The sequence below is a fragment of the Mixta gaviniae genome (genome assembly GCF_002953195.1).
In the GTDB taxonomy this organism is placed as follows: Bacteria; Pseudomonadota; Gammaproteobacteria; order Enterobacterales; family Enterobacteriaceae; genus Mixta; species Mixta gaviniae.
In genome coordinates this window covers 4,463,350-4,482,467 of record NZ_CP026377.1, presented here as the reverse complement: position 1 = coordinate 4,482,467, position 19,118 = coordinate 4,463,350, and the positions used below count along the sequence as shown (strand labels likewise).

Annotated in this window: 14 protein-coding genes and 1 pseudogene; 3 read left to right on the top strand and 12 right to left on the bottom strand. The window is 56.3% G+C overall.

From position 1 onward, the window contains the following. Positions 1 to 5 precede the first annotated feature (5 nt). A complete protein-coding gene (gene fabY / locus C2E15_RS20985; protein WP_104958994.1) occupies positions 6 to 935 on the top strand; it encodes a fatty acid biosynthesis protein FabY in 930 nt (309 codons plus the stop codon). On the opposite strand, the gene C2E15_RS20980 is transcribed toward fabY, so the two are convergent. The 7 genes from C2E15_RS20980 to gmk form a co-directional block, all read right to left on the bottom strand. After that, entirely contained in the window at positions 926 to 2,608 is a 1,683-nt protein-coding gene (locus C2E15_RS20980; RefSeq protein ID WP_104958993.1) for an AsmA family protein, read from the bottom strand. The genes fabY and C2E15_RS20980 overlap by 10 nt on opposite strands. 132 nt (positions 2,609 to 2,740) lie before the next feature. Further along, positions 2,741 to 4,126 (bottom strand): nucleobase:cation symporter-2 family protein, encoded by a 1,386-nt coding sequence (locus C2E15_RS20975; RefSeq protein ID WP_104958992.1) that lies wholly within the window; start codon positions 4,124 to 4,126, stop codon positions 2,741 to 2,743. A gap of 130 nt (positions 4,127 to 4,256) precedes the next feature. Next, complete coding sequence (gene recG, locus C2E15_RS20970; protein WP_104958991.1) at positions 4,257 to 6,338, bottom strand: ATP-dependent DNA helicase RecG; 2,082 nt, start codon at positions 6,336 to 6,338, stop codon at positions 4,257 to 4,259. Next, positions 6,335 to 7,030, bottom strand: a complete 696-nt coding sequence (trmH, locus tag C2E15_RS20965; protein ID WP_104958990.1) for a tRNA (guanosine(18)-2'-O)-methyltransferase TrmH — start codon at positions 7,028 to 7,030, stop codon at positions 6,335 to 6,337. Before trmH ends, recG begins: the two co-directional genes overlap by 4 nt. A gap of 3 nt (positions 7,031 to 7,033) precedes the next feature. Then, the gene (gene spoT, locus C2E15_RS20960) at positions 7,034 to 9,145 is read right to left on the bottom strand and encodes a bifunctional GTP diphosphokinase/guanosine-3',5'-bis pyrophosphate 3'-pyrophosphohydrolase (protein ID WP_104958989.1); all 2,112 of its coding nucleotides are present in this window, start codon (positions 9,143 to 9,145) and stop codon (positions 7,034 to 7,036) included. A gap of 19 nt (positions 9,146 to 9,164) precedes the next feature. Beyond that, positions 9,165 to 9,440 carry a DNA-directed RNA polymerase subunit omega gene (rpoZ, locus tag C2E15_RS20955; RefSeq protein ID WP_104958988.1) on the bottom strand — a complete coding sequence of 92 codons (276 nt, stop codon included), beginning with the start codon at positions 9,438 to 9,440 and terminating at the stop codon, positions 9,165 to 9,167. 54 nt (positions 9,441 to 9,494) lie between these two features. Further along, positions 9,495 to 10,118, bottom strand: coding sequence for a guanylate kinase (gene gmk, locus C2E15_RS20950; protein ID WP_104958987.1), 624 nt, complete (start codon positions 10,116 to 10,118; stop codon positions 9,495 to 9,497). A gap of 250 nt (positions 10,119 to 10,368) precedes the next feature. Between gmk and ligB the strand changes: the two are divergent. Next, positions 10,369 to 12,172 (top strand): annotated as a pseudogene (gene ligB / locus C2E15_RS20945) (NAD-dependent DNA ligase LigB). Here the strand turns inward: ligB and C2E15_RS20940 are convergent. The 5 genes from C2E15_RS20940 to C2E15_RS20920 all read right to left on the bottom strand — a co-directional run bounded on the left by C2E15_RS20940 (position 12,104) and on the right by C2E15_RS20920 (position 16,653). After that, positions 12,104 to 12,721, bottom strand: a complete 618-nt coding sequence (locus C2E15_RS20940; protein ID WP_104958985.1) for a trimeric intracellular cation channel family protein — start codon at positions 12,719 to 12,721, stop codon at positions 12,104 to 12,106. The pseudogene ligB and the gene C2E15_RS20940 sit on opposite strands and share 69 nt — an antisense overlap. Before the next feature lie 212 nt (positions 12,722 to 12,933). Next, positions 12,934 to 14,424, bottom strand: a complete 1,491-nt coding sequence (locus C2E15_RS20935; RefSeq protein WP_104958984.1) for an MOP flippase family protein — start codon at positions 14,422 to 14,424, stop codon at positions 12,934 to 12,936. Between the two features lie 90 nt (positions 14,425 to 14,514). Beyond that, positions 14,515 to 14,790 carry a bacteriocin immunity protein gene (locus C2E15_RS20930; RefSeq protein WP_167391903.1) on the bottom strand — a complete coding sequence of 92 codons (276 nt, stop codon included), beginning with the start codon at positions 14,788 to 14,790 and terminating at the stop codon, positions 14,515 to 14,517. A 457-nt stretch (positions 14,791 to 15,247) separates the two neighbouring features. After that, the gene (locus tag C2E15_RS20925) at positions 15,248 to 15,643 is read right to left on the bottom strand and encodes a polyketide cyclase (protein WP_104958982.1); all 396 of its coding nucleotides are present in this window, start codon (positions 15,641 to 15,643) and stop codon (positions 15,248 to 15,250) included. Between the two features lie 146 nt (positions 15,644 to 15,789). Beyond that, entirely contained in the window at positions 15,790 to 16,653 is an 864-nt protein-coding gene (locus C2E15_RS20920) for a YicC/YloC family endoribonuclease (RefSeq protein ID WP_104958981.1), read from the bottom strand. Between the two features lie 720 nt (positions 16,654 to 17,373). On the opposite strand from C2E15_RS20920, the gene C2E15_RS20915 reads away from it, so the two are divergent. After that, positions 17,374 to 19,065 carry a bifunctional lysophospholipid acyltransferase family protein/GNAT family N-acetyltransferase gene (locus tag C2E15_RS20915; protein WP_104958980.1) on the top strand — a complete coding sequence of 564 codons (1,692 nt, stop codon included), beginning with the start codon at positions 17,374 to 17,376 and terminating at the stop codon, positions 19,063 to 19,065. The last annotated feature ends 53 nt before the right edge of the window (positions 19,066 to 19,118 follow it).

The window sequence follows — 19,118 nt, the reverse complement described above, 5'->3', positions numbered from 1 at the left end:
CTTTTATGTATCACCTACGAGTGCCGGAAACTGCCGAAGAGCTGGAAATGTATTACCAGTTCCGCTGGGAGATGTTACGTAAACCGCTGCGCCAGCCGCAGGGTTCGGAACGGGATGCCTGGGATGCCATGGCGCACCATCAGATGGTAGTGGATGAGCAGGGCAAGCCTGTCGCCGCCGGGCGGCTCTATATCAACGCCGATAATGAAGCCTCGATTCGCTTTCTGGCCGTCCATCCGACGGTGCAGGGCAAAGGGTTAGGCACGCTGGTGGCGATGACGCTGGAGTCGGTGGCGCGTCAGGAGGGCGTAAAGCGCGTCGTCTGTAGCGCGCGTGAGGATGCGGTCGAGTTCTTCGCCAAGCTGGGCTACCTCAACGAAGGGGAGATTACCGCGCCGCAGACCACGCCGGTGCGCCATTTCCTGATGATTAAGCCGGTGGTGACGCTGGATGATATTCTGCACCGTGCCGACTGGTGCGGGCAGCTGCAACAGGCCTGGTACGAGCATATTCCGCTGAGCGAAAAGATGGGCGTGCGCATCTCGCAATATACCGGCCAGAAATTTATGACCACCATGCCGGAGACCGGCAACCAGAACCCGCATCACACTCTGTTCGCCGGCAGCCTGTTTTCGCTGGCAACGCTAACCGGCTGGGGGCTGATCTGGCTGCTGCTGCGCGAACGCCATCTTGGCGGCACCATCATTCTGGCTGACGCGCATATTCGCTACAGCCAGCCGATCAGCGGCAAGCCGAGCGCTACCGCCGATCTCGGCTCGCTGAGTGGCGATCTCGACCGCCTGGCGCGCGGGCGCAAAGCGCGCGTGCAGCTGGAAGTGGAGCTGTTTGGCAATGAGGAGTGCGGCGCGGTCTTCCACGGCGTCTATATCGTGCTGCCCGCCGATCCCGACGGGCCGCTGGAGCCTCACGGCTGAGTCGTCACCGCGCCCTGGGTCATGGTTTGCTGTACGGCGCGTTCCGCTGCGTTAATGCTCAGCGTGCCGTCGACGCTGTTTTTCAGCGGTGTATCCGCCGCCAGACGGGCATTCAGCTTCAGTTGTAAGGTTGCCGGGCCCGCCACGGGCGGTGCCGGCCAGCCCCAGTTTTTCAGCACATCCGCAGGCACCGCGCGGCCATTCAGCGTTAACGACAGACGGCGCGCCGGCGTTTGATCCAGCATCGCCTGGCCTTCCAGCATGCCTTTATCAACAAAGGCGCTCATCTCCGTGACGTTAATCTGTGCGGCGTCAGCCTGCAGCGCAAGAGAGGGATGACGAATATCGGTGCGGTTGAAGGTGGCCTCCGCCGCGTTGAGGTTCAGGCTGCCCTGCCAGATGCCCCACTGGCGCTGACGCACCAGCTGCAGGTCTGAGCCGTTGATATCCAGCGCGGTGAGCTGGAACGGCCAGGAGGGGTTAACGTCAATCAACAGGTTGCGGCTGCCGCTCAGCTTTTTCACCTGCACGCTATCGAGCCAGGCCGGCAGCCTCTCCATCCAGCGATCGCGCCAGTTTTCCGGCAGGGTGTACTCCAGGCCCGCCAGCACCAGCTCATCCAGCGTCAGCTGCCGGGTTTGTCGCTGCCAGCTACCTTGCGCCCGAATCAGGCCGTTTACCCAGCGCGAGCTGAAGCGCGCGTCAGCGACGCCCTGCGGCGAAAAGTCGAGGTTGAGGATCGGATCGTTTAGCGTCAGCTGCCCGTTGATAAAGCTGTCGGCGTTCAGCGCCAGCGAACCCCCTTCGCTCTGCCAGTCGCCATTACGCAGCGTCAAATCTTTCACCAGCAGGTCAAGATCGGTCACCGCCCAGTCCGGCCCCTGCAGGCGCGCATCGGTCATATCCACGCGGGAAAAATAGATGGAAGGCAAGTTACGCAGCGGCGCGAGGAAGTCGGCCAGCGGCTTATCCGTCTGCAAACGGATATCGTTCAGCCGCAGCGCCGGAACGCGCCAGTTGCCCGCAGCGTCGCGCTGCGCGCTACCCGTGACGGAGCCGCGCGCCAGATCGGCGCCGAAGTTATTGACGATAAGCTGCTTATCACTTATGCGGCCCTGAATCAGCGCATGGGTGGCCGTCAGGCCGCTAACCGTGACGCTTTCCGCGCTCATCTGAAAGCTGGCGTTATCGCCGGCGATACGGCCTGGCGCGGGCCGCCAGGGAATAATGCCGCCGTTCAGGGCGCTGGCGCGCATCGCCAGCCGCGGCGTATTGACCGCCATATTAGCCAACTGCAGCCTGTCGGCCTGCAGCGGCCAGGCCATATTGCCCGGCATATTGGCGGCATCCAGCGTGCCGTCGCGCAGCTCAATGCTGTTGAATCGCAGCGGTTGGCTAAACAGCGCGGCGGTCAGGCCGAGATTGACGGTTTTCGCCACCATCACCGCCGGCTGGCCATCATGGCCAAAGCTAACGTTGCGTAAGATCAGCAGGGAAGGATCGGAGAAGTTATGCTCTATTTTCGCTACGGAAAGGTGGTACGCCGTATCATCACTGATGCGCCGGCTGGCCCATTCTGCACCCCAACGGGTTTGCAGCAGAAAATAACAAACCACTACCAGCAGCAGCAGTAATAACAGCAGCGAAAGAATTAACTTTCCGACAAATTTCATTTGCATCCTTCCGTATGAATTTCCGGTACCGCCTGTTATGCCTGAATTACCGACATAGCTCAACAGCCGGGTTGTAAAGCCGGGAAACAAAAGCGGAAGGAGGAAGGGCGAGCGGCGGCTCGCCCGAAAGGGTTACTTCTCCTGCGGGAAGAGCAGGTTCAGCACAATCGCCGTGATGCCGCCGGCGGCGATACCGGAAGAGAGCAGGGTTTTCAGCCAGTCCGGCGCGAACTGCAGGATCAGCGGCTGCTGCGACACGCCCAGCCCGACCGCCAGCGACAACGCGATAATCATGATCGCGCGGCGGTTTAACGGCTCGCGGGAGACGATGCGCACGCCGGAGGCGGCGATGGTGCCGAACATCACGATGGTGGCCCCGCCTAACACCGGTTCCGGAATATGCTGTACAAAGCCGCTGACCGCCGGGAACAGACCCAGCACGATAAGCATCAGCGCCACCACAAAGCCAACGTAGCGGCTGGCGACGCCGGTCAGCTGGATCACGCCGTTGTTCTGGCCGAAACAAGAGTTAGGGAAAGTATTGAACAGCGCGGAAACAAAGGAGTTCAGGCCGTTCGCCAGCACGCCGCCCTTCAGGCGCTTCATATAGAGCGGTCCGCTAACCGGCTGCTCTGAAACGTCAGAGGTGGCGGTGATATCGCCGATGGTTTCCAGCGAGGTCACCATAAACACCAGCATCAGCGGGATCAGCAGGTTCCAGTCGAAGCCGAGGCCGTAATAAAGCGGCATCGGCACTGCAACCAACGCGCTGTGCGTCGCTGCGCTATTTTCCGGCAGCATGCCGAGCGCCCAGGCGAGCAGATAGCCGACCGCCATCGCGATCACCAGCGACGCGACGCGCAGGTAGGGGTTGCGCTGGCGGTTCAGCAGGATAATTACCGCCAGCACCGCGCCGGCCAGCAGCAGGTTTTTCGGCGCGCCAAAAGTGTGATCGCTCATCGCCGCGTAACCGCCGCCAATCGAGGTTAATCCCACCTGAATCAGCGACAGGCCGATAATCATCACCACGATGCCGGAAACCAGCGGCGTGATAATGCGTCGTGCCAGATGCAGCACGCGCGACAGCACCATCTCCGTACAGGAGGCGATCATCAACGTGCCGAACAGCGCCGCCATCATTGTCGGCACGTCGGCGCCGCCGTTTTTTAGCGCCATGCCGCCCATAATCAGCGGCGTCACGAAGTTAAAGCTGGTGCCCTGAATAGACAGCAGCCCTGAGCCTACCGGCCCCCAGGTTTTAATCTGCAATATGGACGCCACGCCGGAGGCGAACAGCGACATGCTGATAATGTGCTGCGTATCCTGCGCCGGCAGGCCAAGCGCCTGGCAGATGAGCAGGGCGGGCGTGATAACCGCGACGAACATCGCCAGCAGATGCTGACAGGCGGCAAACAGCGTTTGCGGCAGCGGCGGGCGGTCTTCCAGACGGTAGATCAGTTCGCTCTTTGACGTCGCGGCATGGGCGGACGAGGCGATTTCATTGGGGCTGACGGACATGATGAGGGTTCCCTGAGAAACAAAGTGGCGATTGTAATTCACTGCCTGGCAAAAGCAATCGTTTGCTAAAGCGCAATGGCGCTTTAGCCGCTTTATTTATTCTGGATCAGAAAAGGGGAAGGGCCTGTTATCAGGCGTTGGTATAGCGGTCAGTTTCCGGCAGCCAGCGCTCAATCAGCGCCTGTGACTGCTCCGGGTAGTGCTGGTGGATATGGCGCGCAATGCGCTGCACATCAGGGATCAGCGCCTGGTCGCGCAGCAGGTCGGCCACTTTAAATTCGGCATTGCCGGTCTGGCGCGTACCAAGCAGTTCGCCGGGGCCGCGGATCTCCAGATCGCACTGGGCGATAACGAAACCGTCGTTGCTGTCGCGCAGCACCTGCAGACGCTTCTGCGCCGTTTTGCTCAGCGGCGATTTATAAAGCAGCACGCAGTGCGAGGCCACGGCGCCGCGTCCTACGCGTCCGCGCAGCTGATGCAACTGGGCCAGGCCAAGACGCTCCGGATTCTCGATAATCATCAGGCTGGCGTTGGGCACATCCACGCCGACTTCGATAACCGTGGTCGCCACCAGCAGCTGCAGCTCGCCCTGTTTAAAAGCCTGCATCACATCCTGCTTCTCCTGCGGCTTCATGCGGCCGTGAACCAGGCCGACCCGCAGATCGGGCAGTGCCAGCTTCAGCTCTTCCCAGGTGGCTTCCGCCGCCTGCGCTTCCAGCAGGTCAGATTCTTCAATCAGGGTGCATACCCAGTAAGCCTGACGGCCTTCGGTCTGGCAGGCGCGTTTAACGCGCTCGATAATCTCCGCGCGCCGCGTATCCGGGATGGCGACGGTGGTGACCGGCGTACGTCCCGGCGGCAGCTCGTCGATTACCGAGGTATCGAGATCGGCATAGGCGGTCATCGCCAGCGTACGCGGGATAGGCGTCGCGGTCATAATCAGCTGATGCGGATGGAAACCCTGCTCTTCGCCTTTTTCCCACAGCGCCAGCCGCTGATGGACGCCGAAGCGATGCTGCTCATCGATAATCACCAGCGCCAGGCCATTAAATTGCACCTGATCCTGGAAAATGGCGTGCGTGCCGACCACCATTGAGACCTGCCCGCTGGCGATCGCTTCCTGCTGCGCCAGGCGCGCTTTACCTTTCTGCTTGCCGGCCAGCCAGCCCACCTCCAGCCCCAGCGGCGCAAACCACTGGCGGAAGTTATTGGCGTGCTGTTCGGCCAGCAGCTCCGTCGGCGCCATCAACGCAACCTGTTTGCCGTGGGCAATAACGTGCAGCGCCGCCAGCGCCGCTACCAGCGTTTTGCCTGAGCCGACATCGCCCTGCACCAGGCGCATCATTGGATAGTCATGCGCGAGATCCTGTTCAATCTCTTTCACCACCCGTTGCTGCGCGGCCGTGGGCTTAAATGGCAGTGCCGCCAGCAGCTTATCGCTGAGCTGGTGGCGCGGCGGCATCGGCAGCGCATGATAACGCTGGGCGCCGGCGCGCACCTCCAGCATGCTGAGGTTATGCGCCAGCAGCTCTTCCAGAATTAACCGGCGCTGCGCCGGATGACGGCCGCTTTCCAGATCGGCCAGCTGCATATCCGGCGGCGGGCGGTGCAGCGTACGCAAGGCGTCAGGCAGGCTCAGCAGACCGCCGCGCAGTTCGGCGGGCAGCAGCTCGGCGATCGGGCAGCTATCGAGCAGCGCCAGCGCCTGGTCGGTGAGATTGCGCAGCGTCGCCTGACGCATGCCTTCCGTCGTGGGATAAACCGGCGTCAGCGTTTCCTGCAGTCCGGTGACGCCGTGTTCACCCTGAAGGCGATATTCCGGATGGATAATCTCCGCGCCGCGCTGTCCGCGTTTGATCTCGCCATAGGCGGTCACGCGCGCACCGGGTGCCAGGCTGTTTTTCATGCCGGCATTGAAGTTGAAAAAACGCAGCGTTACCACGCCGGTGCCGTCGCCGATCTGGCACACCAGCATACGGCGGCGGCCGAAGGTTACATCGGTATGCAGCACTTCGCCTTCAACGGTTGCCCAGATACCGGGCAGCAGATCGTTGATGGGATAAAGCTGGGTGCGATCTTCATAGCGCAGGGGCAGATGCAGCAGCAGATCCTGCACGGTATGCAGTCCAATCTTTGCCAGCTTCCCCGCCTGGCTTGCGCCAACGCCGGAAAGCGTGCTTAACGGAACGGCATCCAGCAGACGGCCTTTCATCGTTTCCCCGTCGCCTGCATCGTGGCCCACCAGTCGGCGTCGGCGATTACCTCACCGTCGTCGTTGATTGCAGGGTAGGGCAGACCTTTCTGTTTCGCGACGCGCGCCAGAACGGGATAACCGCCCTCGAACAGCAGTCGCTGCTGCTCGGCATACTCCAGCGTGCTGCTTGCGCGCTGGTACATACCGGCGTTCTGCCGCTGCCGCTGCGCTTCATACAGAATCAGCGCGGAGGCGACGGAAACGTTCAGCGATTGCACCATGCCGACCATAGGAATAATGATGTCCCGATCGGCCAGCGCCAGCGCTTCCGGCGTAATGCCGAATTTTTCCTGACCCATCAGGATGCAGGTTGGCCGCGTATAGTCGATCTCGCGAAAATCGACCGCCTTAGCGGAAAGATTGGTCGCGAGGATCTGCATATCCTGCTGCTTGAGATGCTTTACCGCATCGGCAATGGTGCGGTGAGTTTTCACCTGCACCCAACTGTTGCTGCCGGCTGCGGAAGAGACGCCGGTACGCATGCGGCTGGCGGGCCAGACCGCATGGACTTCATGGACGCCCACCGCGTCCGCCGTACGGATAATGGCGGAAACGTTGTGAGGCTTATGGACCTGCTCCATGCACACGGTTAAATCATGCTGGCGCGCGGCCAGCATCTCGCGTATACGAGCAAAACGTTGAGCATTCATGCGTTAATTTCGATTACGGTGAACTTTAATCACATCCGGCATTATGCGAATTTTACGCATAATATTCGCCAGATGGATGCGATCTCGCGCCGTCAGGCGAATAAAGGCGCTGTAAACGCGGCCGTCACGCTCTTCGGTATTCAGGCTCTGTATATTGGAGCCGGCGGTATTGATCGCAGCGGTCAGGTTAGCCAACGCGCCCTGGTGATTAAACATATCCACCTTGATCTCCGCGACGAACTCCTGCTCGGTCACTTTATCCCACTCCACCGCCATAAATTTCTCAGGCTCTTTCTGGTAGCCACGGATATTACGGCAGGATTCGTGATGCACCACCAGCCCTTTACCGGGGCTGACGTGCGCCACAATCGGGTCGCCTGGAATAGGACGGCAGCATTTCGCGAAGGTGATCAGCACGCCGTCGGCGCCTTTAATCGGCAGCTTGCTGCGCGAGGCGGCGCTGGCGGACGGGCCGCCGGTCATATCCTGCAGCAGGTTTTTCGCCACCACCACGCTCATGGCGTTGCCAAGACCGATTTCCGCCAGCAGATCGTCCAGCGACGCCAGCTTCATGCGATCCAGCTCTTGCTCAATGCTCTCCTGCGGGATTTCCGCCAGCTTACGGCTTCCGCCCAGCGCGTGGTTAAGCAGACGGCGGCCCAGGCTCACCGAGTCTTCGCGCTTGAGGTTTTTCAGCAGCTGGCGAATTTTGGCGCGCGCTTTCGAGCTGACGACAAAGTTCAGCCAGGCGGCGTTGGGCCGCGCGCCCGGCGCGGTAATAATTTCCACCGTCTGGCCGCTGGCCAGCGGCTGCGAAAGGGGATAGGGCTGGCGATCGACGCGCGCGCCGACGCAGGCATGACCGATATCGGTATGCACCGCATAGGCGAAATCGACCGGCGTGGCGCCAGCCGGCAGTTCGACGATGCGCCCTTCCGGGGTGAAAACGTAAATCTCATCGGGGAACAGATCGGATTTGACGCTTTCGATAAATTCAAATGAGCTGCCGGCGCTCTGCTGTAGCTCCAGCAGGCTTTGCAGCCAGCGCTGCGCGCGGATCTGCGCCGTGGTGCCGCTTTCGCCCTGCTCTTTATAAGCCCAGTGCGCCGCGACGCCCATTTCCGCCATCTGATCCATATCTTCGGTACGGATTTGCACCTCGACCGGCACGCCGTGCGGCCCGATCATCGAGGTATGCAGCGACTGATAGCCGTTCGCCTTCGGGATGGCGATATAATCCTTCACCCGTCCCGGACGCGGCTTATAGAGGCTGTGCATCTGGCCGAGAACGCGATAGCAGGTATCCACATCGCGGACAATCACGCGGAACGCGTAGATATCCATAATGGAGTGGAAACGCTGCTCTTTGAGGTTCATTTTGCAGTAGATGGAATAGAGATGCTTTTCACGTCCGAAGACGCGACAGGGGATCCCCGCCTCCTGCAAACGCCCTTCAATTTCCGCGAGGATTTTTTGGATCATCTCCTTACGGTTACCGCGCGCGGCTTTCACCACTTCTTTAATCACACGATAACGGTTGGGATAGAGCGCTTCGAAACCCAGCTCTTCCAGCTCGGTTTTTAAATGATGGATGCCGAGACGGTGCGCCAGCGGACTGTAGATTTCCAGCGTTTCGCGCGCGATGCGCCGCCGTTTGTCCGGCCGTAGCGAACCCAGCGTGCGCATGTTATGCGTACGGTCGGCCAGCTTGATCAGAATGACGCGGATGTCCTGCACCATCGCCATGATCATTTTGCGGAAGTTTTCCGCCTGCGCCTCTTTCTTGTCACGGAACTTCAGCTTATCCAGTTTGGATACGCCTTCAACCAGCTCGGCGACGCTTTTGCCGAACAGCTGTTCCATGTCCTGATAAGTAGCGGGCGTGTCTTCAATCACGTCGTGCAGCAGCGCGGCCATGAGGGTTTCATAGTCGAGCTTCATTTCCGCCAGAATGCAGGCGACGGCGACGGGATGCGTGATATAAGGCTCGCCGCTGGAGCGTGTCTGACCCTCGTGGGCATCACGTGCGACAAGATAAGCTTGCTTGAGGCGCTTGATCTGCTCCTCAGGCAAGTATTTAACAATCAGCTGATTGAGGCTTTCGAAAAGATACAAGGGCGAGCCTTCCGGCTAATTAACGACGACCTTCAGCGATAGCGGTCACAGCCTGTAATTCGGCGGCTTCCTGCTCCTGCTGTTCCTGACGATCACGGACATCGAGGATCTGATTGGTGATCAGGCCTTCTTCGATTTCACGCAGGGCGATAACGGTCGGTTTATCGTTCTCTTCCGGTACCAGCGGATCTTTACCGCTCACCTGCATCTGACGTGCGCGACGTGCAGCGACCAGAACCAGGTCAAAACGGTTACCAATTTTCTCTACTGCGTCCTGAACGGTTACGCGTGCCATAAATGTGCTACTCCACAGGTGAAGAAATGACTGGGCATAATACTGAATGTGACTTCAGTCTGCCAATAGTTTGCTGATTAAAGCATCATGGCGGGCTTTTTGACGGCCCATACGCAGACGCTCAGCACGAATGATGGTTTTCAGATCGGACAGCGCCAGGTCGAAATCATCATTCACAATTAAATAATCGTACTCGGCGTAGTGGCTCATTTCCGCAACGGCCTGAGCCATACGGCGGGTAATGACCTCTTCGCTGTCCTGACCGCGGCCGCGCAGGCGGCGATCCAGCTCCTCTTTCGAGGGCGGCAGAACGAAGATGCTGCGCGCGCTGGGCATTTTTTGCCGAATCTGTTGCGCGCCCTGCCAATCGATATCCAGGAACACATCGACGCCGGTAGCCAGCACCTGCTCTATCGCTGCGCGCGAGGTACCGTAATAGTTGCCGAACACTTCAGCATGCTCAAGAAAAGCATCCTGCTCAATCATCGATTCAAACTCTTGTTTTGAAACGAAATAGTAATGCTCGCCGTGCTGTTCGCCCGGGCGCACGCCGCGTGTCGTATGCGAAATAGATACCTGCGTATCGTATAACGGCTGCGTTTTCAGCATAGCCTGAATCAGGCTGGATTTACCTGCGCCGCTGGGAGCGGAAATAATATAAAGCGTGCCTTGAGCCATGATAGTTCTTGAAGTGTGTAAAAGGGCGGAGTCTGTTTCCTGCACAGTATACACAGCTTGCCGCCGCCATGCAGCGTTTGCGCCGCGGCGCTGCGGTTTTTCTTCTTTTACGGAAAAAAGGCCGCAGAAAGTCCGTTGCTTTGCCTTCTTTACCGCGAAAATTTGCGCGATGCTTTCCCACCTTATCCATTCCTGCTCGCCGTCCGCCTGGCGATGACGTTTACTGAGCGGCAGAAAACAAGGAGGCGTTATGTCGGGAAAAGGGATGTTATGGCTGCTGTGGCTGTTTGCCGGCGCGGCGCAGGCGCTCTGTCCGCAATGGGCGCCCGCTCGCGCAGCGGAAGAGATTGCCCATCTGCGGCAGCAGCTGCGCAGTTGGGACGGCGCTTATTACGACGAGGGCACAACGCCAATCGATGACGCGCTGTATGATAGCCTGCAGCGTCGTCTGCAACAGTGGCAACGCTGCTTCCAGCCCGCCGCCGAAGCGGATCGTCCCGCCTGGGGACGCAGCGGCGGCACCGATCACCCCGTCGCGCACGCCGGCGTGAAAAAATTACCGGATAAGCTGGCGGTGGCGTACTGGATGCAGGGAAAAGAGCGTTTATGGTTACAGCCGAAGATCGATGGCGTGGCAGTGACGCTGGTCTATCGCCTGGGGAAGCTGGCGGCGTTGATCAGCCGCGGCGACGGCGCGCAAGGACAGAACTGGCTGGGTAAAGCGCCTTATATTTCCGCGCTGCCGCAGACAATCGACGATAAGCGGCCACTGCTGGTTTTGCAGGGCGAGCTGTTCCTGGTGGTGAACGATCATCAGCAATCACTGCACGGGGGTAGAAATGCGCGCGCGCAGGTCGCCGGCGCGTTGATGCGTCAGTCGCCTTCGCCACTGCTGTCACAGCTGGGCATTTTTATCTGGGCGTGGCCGGACGGCCCTAAAACCATGGAGGGGCGGCAAGCGGCACTTAAGCGGTTAGGGTTCGGGGTCGCCAGCGCGTGGACGCGGCCGGTATCTGATGAAGAGGATGTCGCCCGCTGGCGCGATCGCTGGTTTCGCTCTCCCTTGCCTTTTGTCACGGACGGGGTGGTTATCCATCAGGATAGACGTTCCGCCGGGAAACAGTGGCTGCCGGGCCGCAGCGAGGAAAGCGCCGCATGGAAATATAGCCCGCCGATCATCAGCAGTGAAGTGCAGTCCGTTGTGTTCCCAATAGGGCGTACCGGTAAAATCGCCGTGGTGCTTAATGTCGCCCCGGTGCAGTTGGATGATAAAACCGTACGCCGGGTCAGCCTGGGTTCTCTGTCGCGCTGGCAGGCGCTGGATATTGTGCCCGGCGATCAGGTGGCGATCGGGCTGGCGGGGCAGGGCATTCCCCGTTTCGAGAGCGTTGTCTGGCGGGTGAAGCAGCGCGAACGGCCGGTCGCGCCCGATCCGCAGCGCTATCACAGCCTGAGCTGCCTCAATTACAGCGCGGGGTGCCGCAAGCAGTTCCTGTCACGGTTAAGCTGGATAAGTCAAAAAAGTGTGCTTGATCTGCCGGGCATACAGCGCAGCACATGGCAGCGCCTGCTCCAGCAGCCCGGCTTTACCCATATTTTTTCATGGATGAGTATGAGCGCCGAGCGGCTCTCTACGCTGCCAGGCATTACGCCGCAGCGGGCGCAGCAGATCGTTCATCATTTTAATCTGGCGCAGCGCCAGCCGTTGCGCCGCTGGATTAAAGCGCTGGGCGTACCGCTGCCTGAAGCCGCGCTATCGGCGCTGCCGGACAGCAGCTGGGCGGAACTGCTGGCGCGCGATGCGCGCGCCTGGCAGCAGTTGCCGGGGATAGGCGCTACGCTGGCGGAAAAAATTACACGCTGGCTGCAGGATAAACAGGTCAGGGAGCTGATTGCCTTTATTCAGCAGCAGCAGCAGCAGACGGCAGCGGCCGGGCCGGCTACACAGCATCCGGCCATTTTGCCATCTGCTGCTCAGCCGGCAATCAATGTTCCGGATGCGGATAATTGAAGATAGGCAGCCCAAGCCGGAAACGCAGCGCCAGCAGGCGTGATAAAAAGCCGAACAGCAGAGTAATTATGATGACCGTTTCATGGGAGAGCGGGGTTTTTAGCAGCAGGATATAGAGCCAGCCGGCGGCAAAAGCGATGCCGGCGTACAGCTCTTTCTGGAACACCAGTGGAATGCGGTTGCAGAACATGTCGCGGAGAACGCCGCCAAAGACGCCGGTTATCACCGCGCTGATCGCCGCGATAACCGAGGCGTGTCCCATATCCAACGCGACCTGGGCGCCAATTATGGAGAAAACCACCAAGCCTAAGGCATCCAGTACCAGAAAAACTTTACGCAGGTGGGTCATCAGGGGAGCGACAACGGTCGTGATTACCGCCGCTGCGGCAACAATCATGATGTATTCAGGATGCTTTACCCAACCGAGCGGGTAGTGTCCTAACAGCATATCGCGCACCGAACCGCCGCCGATTGCCGTGACCGAGGCGATAATAATTACGCCAAACAGATCCATTTTACGCCGGCCAGCGGCAAGCGCGCCGGTCATCGCTTCGGCAGTAATGCCTATGATATAGAGTACAGTCAGTAACATAGCCAGCTCCAGGGAAACGGTGGCAAGCCTACAGCGCATCCCTGAGTGTAGACGAGTGAAAATTTCTAAGGCATTCGCTTACGGATTAGTTGTAGTTATGCGAAGCGGGAAAAAATAAAGAAAAAAGAGCCAATAAAAAAAGCGTGCTGTAGCAGCACGCTTAACAAAATACCCTGGTACGGGTACTTTTCCACCCATAAACAGGTTTATTATTATATCAATGGATTTTCGCTTTCCAGCGTCACTTTCGGACGCGCTTTGCGTTGTACGATCTGCTTCAGTTCCAGCACTAACGGCGCGCGGCTGCTCAGTATCATTAATCCCCATACCAGCGCGCCAGCGGAGACTTGTATCGCCAGCGCAGCCGAAGCAGACACGCTTCCTTCCAGCGCATAGCCAAGCGCATAGCTGATCCAAAACGTCGGCAGCGCCATGCGCAACGGCATCCATTGACTGGCGAGATACTCTTTGCCGCTGGCGCCCAGCATCGGGCGAAGAAGAACAACGTAATTCATCAATACCGTTAGCACCTGCACGGCGGTAAAACCGATAGTTGCGCCCATCAGCCCGCCCCACTGTGCGCCCAGCCAGATAGCCGGTACGGAAAGCATCAGGCGAAGCGCATTCAGCCTGGAACTGATATCGACCGTGCCCTTTGCCATCACCAAAGCGCCAATGGGATTATTTATGGCGCGCATCATGCCGGCAATACACAGCACCTGCAGCACCGGCGTGATAAACAGCCAGCGCTCGCCGAAAACCGTTAAAACCAGATTATGGGCGACGCCGATCATGCCCAGCAGCGCGACAAAGTTCAGCAGGCTCATGATCGACAGCATCTTATAAAAGTTATGGCGTAAACGCGGCTGGTCATCCTGCATCTGCGCGAATGCCGGGAACAGCACGCGCGTCAAAATGGGGTTGATTTTAGCGGGCGGCATAACCGCCAGATTGAATGCCAGGTTATAACCGCCGGTCGCGATCGCGCTCGTCAAACGGGAGAGCAGCATAGTCGGCATATTCACGCTGAGCTGGTTAATCAGATTATCAGCGGTGAGATAGCCGCCATAGCGTAAATTACCGCTCACGCTTTTCAGTTCGAAAACAAACTGTGGGCGGTAAATCTCTCTGCCGTAGTAGCAGAACAGCAGCATGCGCACGGAGACCATGGCGAGGTAGCCCCAGATGGCGCAAAGCGCAGAAGGGTAAAACAGCGCGGAAAGCAGCGTCACGGCAAAGCCCGTCAGTGCGGCCACGGTTTCCGTTCGGCCTATTTGAGTAAAGGCCAGTTCTTTTTGCAGCAAGGCCCGAAATTGCTGCCCCTGGGGAATAATGATAAAGGCGACGGAAAGCGTTTGAAGAAGTTCGCTCAGCTCCGGCTGATGCAATAGGGCGCTGATGACATCGCTGCCAAGAGAGGCCAGCAGGAAAATGGCCGCGCCGATCATAATATTCAGCCAGTACAGAGTAGAGAGTTCTGTTTCCGTCATGTTTTTTCGCTGAATAACTGAATTGGATAAGCCGAAATCAGAAAGCGTATCCACCAGCGTTAAAACCACGAGAGAAATTGTCAGCAATCCAAATTGTTTTGGATCAATCATCCTGGCAAGTAAGGCCAACTGCAGAACACCAAGCCCAATCGTCATCACTGATGAGATGAACGACCATTTAGCGCCGTTTAGCGCCTTCTGCTTTAACGTCATAATTTGCTCTTAATGGAATAGACCATGGGGTGGGTCAAAAACCCACCCTGATTTTATTTTATTATCGTTATTATTTTATAGGGGTTATTATTACATCGCAATAACGTAGTGATTATCCCTGAAGCCCGGCAGGCCATGTTGTTCCCGCCAGTTTTTTATCAAATCGACCATGCTCTGCGGCGTCGTAATATTAAAATCCTGCGGATAGCAGATAAGATCTGTACCCGCAGGATGCCCGGCTAATAAAACAAACTCCATTGCCGATTTTAATAAGCCTTCAGTTGTTTCAAAGTCGGCAATTAATACTTTGCGTGCAAGTTCAATAAACTCTTGCTCAGTAAACTCTTGCAAAGATGTGCGTTCCATAGAATTTTCCTGGAATGTCTGTTTATAGGTCATTACTGTGTGCAGGGAGATTTATAGCTTTTTTTTTCGAAAGAAACACCATAAGAAATATCTGAATCTGTTATTCAAAAAATAAATTGTTGTATAAATTTGAATTGATTTCATCAGGAAATTAAATAAAACATCCTGATACTTAAAGTCTTTAGATAGAAAGAAAAAACAAACGAACCGCTTCTTTATTCAATTGCTTGTTTTTGCTGGCTATTGAGGGCGATGACTTAAGACTTTTCCCATCAGAGACAGTTTAAGGTTGTTGTAGTGTCATCCCCCGCGCTCATGTTCAAAATTAATTAAAAAATCGGATGGCCACAGACAATTTATTTTAGCAGAGCCAGAAAAATTTGCGTTAACGCTCAGGCGCGGCGGAAAAAATGTTCACAGGCAGCTATTTTTCGACCGCCGCGAGGAAACTGGCCTGTCAGTGTGTCACCAGCTGATGCAGTTTTTGCAGATCCTGTTCGATGGTCGCCAGTTCTTGCCGGAACTTTTCATCTGAGGTAAAGGGCTGGCGAAAAAGCGTCAGCAGCACCTGAGCCCCTTCCTGGTTAGGCACGATGCGCATTGGCATATATATCTCTTTACCAAAACCGTTATCCAGCCAGTGATCCATTACGCCAAACGCGTTGTGTTCAGTAAAACGGACCTTTATGACGCCGTCAGCGCCGCGCGCCTTCCAAATGTTGCCTTCCGGCTGAAGCGGAGCATCACCGATAGCCGATACCCATTTAGGAAAAAATTCCGGCTTCCAGACCGTTTCATAAAGATCTAACCAGTGACGCATGATGGTCAGGCTAAGCGTGTGTGATGGCAACATATTACCTCCGTTAAGAAACCTTAGGGCTTTAAGCATTGTACAACGCCTGGTGGAAAGGGACAGGAAAGCGCTGCGTTTTCCACCATAAAAAAACCCGCCAAAGGCGGGCTGTAAAGCGTGTTGTTCTGCAGTAAGGCGCTGTACCGTTACTCAATATTCTGGATCTGCTCGCGCATCTGCTCGATCAGTACCTTCAGCTCAATCGCCGAGGCGGTGATATCCGCATTGATCGACTTCGATGCCAGGGTATTCGATTCACGGTTGAACTCTTGCATCATAAAGTCGAGGCGGCGGCCGACGGCCTCTTTCTTCTTCAGGATGTTATAGGTTTCTTTCACGTGCGCTTCCAGACGATCCAGCTCTTCAGCAACATCAATGCGCTGCGCCATCATTAGCAGCTCTTGCTCGACGCGATTGTTGTCCAGCTGCAGCTCCGCTTCTTCAAGCTTCGTCACCAGCCGCTCGCGCTGCCATTTCAGCACCTCCGGCATCCAGCCTCGCACCTTTTGCACTTCGGTGCTGACGCCTTCCAGACGCTGCTCAATCAGGGTTTTCAATGCGGCGCCTTCGCTTTCACGTGCGGCGATAAAATCATCGATCGCCAGTTCCAGCGCGGCCAGCAGCTCAACGTTGATGGCATCCAGATCTTGCTCCTGTGCGGACATCACGCCTGGCCAGCGCAGAATATCGACCGGATTGATTTCGCCGTCGGCATCTTGCTGTTTTACCCATTGCGCCGCTTCCAGCAGCTGCTTCGCCAGCGTCTGGTTAAGGATCAATGCGCTTTGCGCGCCCGCATCGGCGTCGAAACGTAAGTTGCATTCAATCTTTCCGCGCGTCAGACGGTTACGCAGACGTTCACGAATCACCGGCTCCAGGCTGCGGAACTGCTCCGGCAGGCGGATATAGGTTTCAAGATAGCGCTGGTTCACGGAACGCAGCTCCCAGGCTGCGCTGCCCCATTCGCCTTTGATTTCACGCCGGGCGTAGGCGGTCATGCTGCGGATCATTGTGCGTACCCGTATTCAGGAAAGATAAGGGGATTATAGCGACGGCGACCCGCTGTTAACAGGTTTAAGCGTCAATTGCGCTGACAAGGCGAAAGGGGTGTTGGACGGCGGCGGCGTTTATTAAGCCGCCGTCAGGCTTTTAACGGGTCAACGTCATCAGGCGCAAACGGCGAAAAGAGGCGGCGTCGCTATGCTGCCCCCGGCACGGTTTAATTAGCCGCACAGGCAAAGCGCGCTGATGAATACTGATTTTTTACAACAGAAAGCATGAAGATGGCGCGTGCAATATCGTGGTATTCGCTATTTTTTTACTATTAATAAAAATCCACTGCGCGTTATTTATTAGCTGCGCTGAATATATTGATTTCGTCAGGAAAAAGAAGTTATTAATTGTTTGTGTGTGTCCATTACCGCTAAAAATTAATAATATCCCAAATGGCAACCAGCACGCAGCAGAAGGCAGTAGACTTGCTCCGGCATCGCTAATAAGGGGTTCTTAACGGTGTTACCGCTTGCTGCTCAGTGATAAAGCAGGCAAAGGATTGGGCGTGATGCCGGCTATCCACGTTCGCGGCGGATTAAAGGGAAACGTTAGCTTTATATCGATGATGCTTTTCTTATCGCCATACAGGTGCAGGGAGCCTATTAAGCCTCTCAAGTCATGCGAACAGAGTAATGATTAAACAAATAAACCAATAAGAAAAAGTGTAAGGTGACGATATGGATGTCTTTGAGCAGGCGATCGCAGAGTTTTTCCCGAATAGAAAACTTTCTGAATGGCAGAAGCGCTTTTTCCGGTGGGCGCTGGGGAAAGAGAGCGTCTCACTTTATACCAACGCGGTGTCGGGCAAACTGGGCCTGGAATGGATTGAGGGCATTACGGAGATCCTTCAGTTACGCTTTAATATTCATTGCGGCGACCTCGATAATATTCCTGCGCAGGGGCCAGCCATCGTGTTCGCCAATCATCCGACGGTTATTGACGGTATTGCCTTGATTTCAGTAGTAGCAAAGGTCAGGAAAGATATAAAAATCGTTGCTAACCATGTGATTTCACTACTGGTGCCCGAGGTAGAAACCCTGACTATCGGCATTAGAAATATGCAGGGGAAAATAGGGGTGAGCCAGTATAAAGCAATGAGCGATCATCTCCGTCAGGGCGGCATATTGATTATTTGTCCGGCGGGGAAACTGGCCAGCCTCCATCTGACCGGATTAAAAGAGTCTCCCTGGCATCCTGGCTTTCTTCACTTAGCGAAAAAGAAGGGTGCCGCACTGATACCCGTTGCTATCAACGGAACCAATAGCGTGCGCTACTATTTAACCGCCAGGATATGGCGCCCGCTTTCTAATCTAATGATGCTCAGAGAATGTCGTCGTCATCGCCGGGGAAAATTGCATATCAGAATTGGACAGCAGATCGATTTCGCCCGAATCGATGAAGAACAAAAACCGCTCGCTGCCATCGTCGCCAATTTTCAGCAACATATAGAGCGAATAGCGAAAAACCGGCCGCCGCTACTGCCCCTTGCCGCGCCGCTGGCGCCGCCGGAAAACCGCAGTCTGTTAAACGCAGCGCTGTCCCGGTGTGAACGGTTAAATAAGCTTGCTGACGGAAAAAGCGTACTGCTCTATCGCTATCAGGGTGAAGATTACTCGCCTGTACTGCGTGAACTTGGCCGGCTACGGGAGATCGCATTCCGGAGAATCGGCGCCGGTACAGGCAGGAAATATGATAATGATCGTTATGATTTTGATTATTACCATATTATTTTGTGGGATCCCGCCCGGCTTGAGATTGCGGGCGCCTACCGCTTTGTCTTCGCCGGTGAGCAGATTCGCAGGCGCGGTCTCGAAGGGCTTTACAGCCATAGCCTGTTTCAGTATCAGCCTGAGGCGCTGGCCATTATCAGCAACAGTATTGAGATTGGACGCGGGTTTATCCAACAGCCCTATCAAAAAAGCCATGCGCTGGATGCACTGTGGAAGGGCCTCTTCCACATCGCGCTAAGGGATAAGGCATATAAATACCTTATTGGCGTTTTGACCATTCCTGAAAATTTTTCTCCCTGTACGCAACAGCTGATGATCGGATTTTATCAGGCCTATCTTTCCTCAGATGCAACTTTTTGCGCGCCGCAGAAACCCTATGTCGTCAATGCGCAGGAGAGGCTGCGTTTTTTTAGTGGCGATAACTTCGAGGCAGACTGGCGCAGGCTAAACCAACAGCTACGCGAGAAAGGCTATGAACTGCCATGGCCCTACAAGCAGGCGGTTAAATGGTACAGCCAGGGTGGATCGAAAATTATCGCTTTTGTTGAAGACAGCAGTTTTCATTCCATTGCCGGTCTGAATCTTTGCGAAATAGATAAGCTAAAGGAAATGTACTGCCGGCGTTATTTTCCGAAATGATAACGGCTGTGGTTCAGCGATAATCCCCTTTTTATTGCGGGTTATAAAGTAAG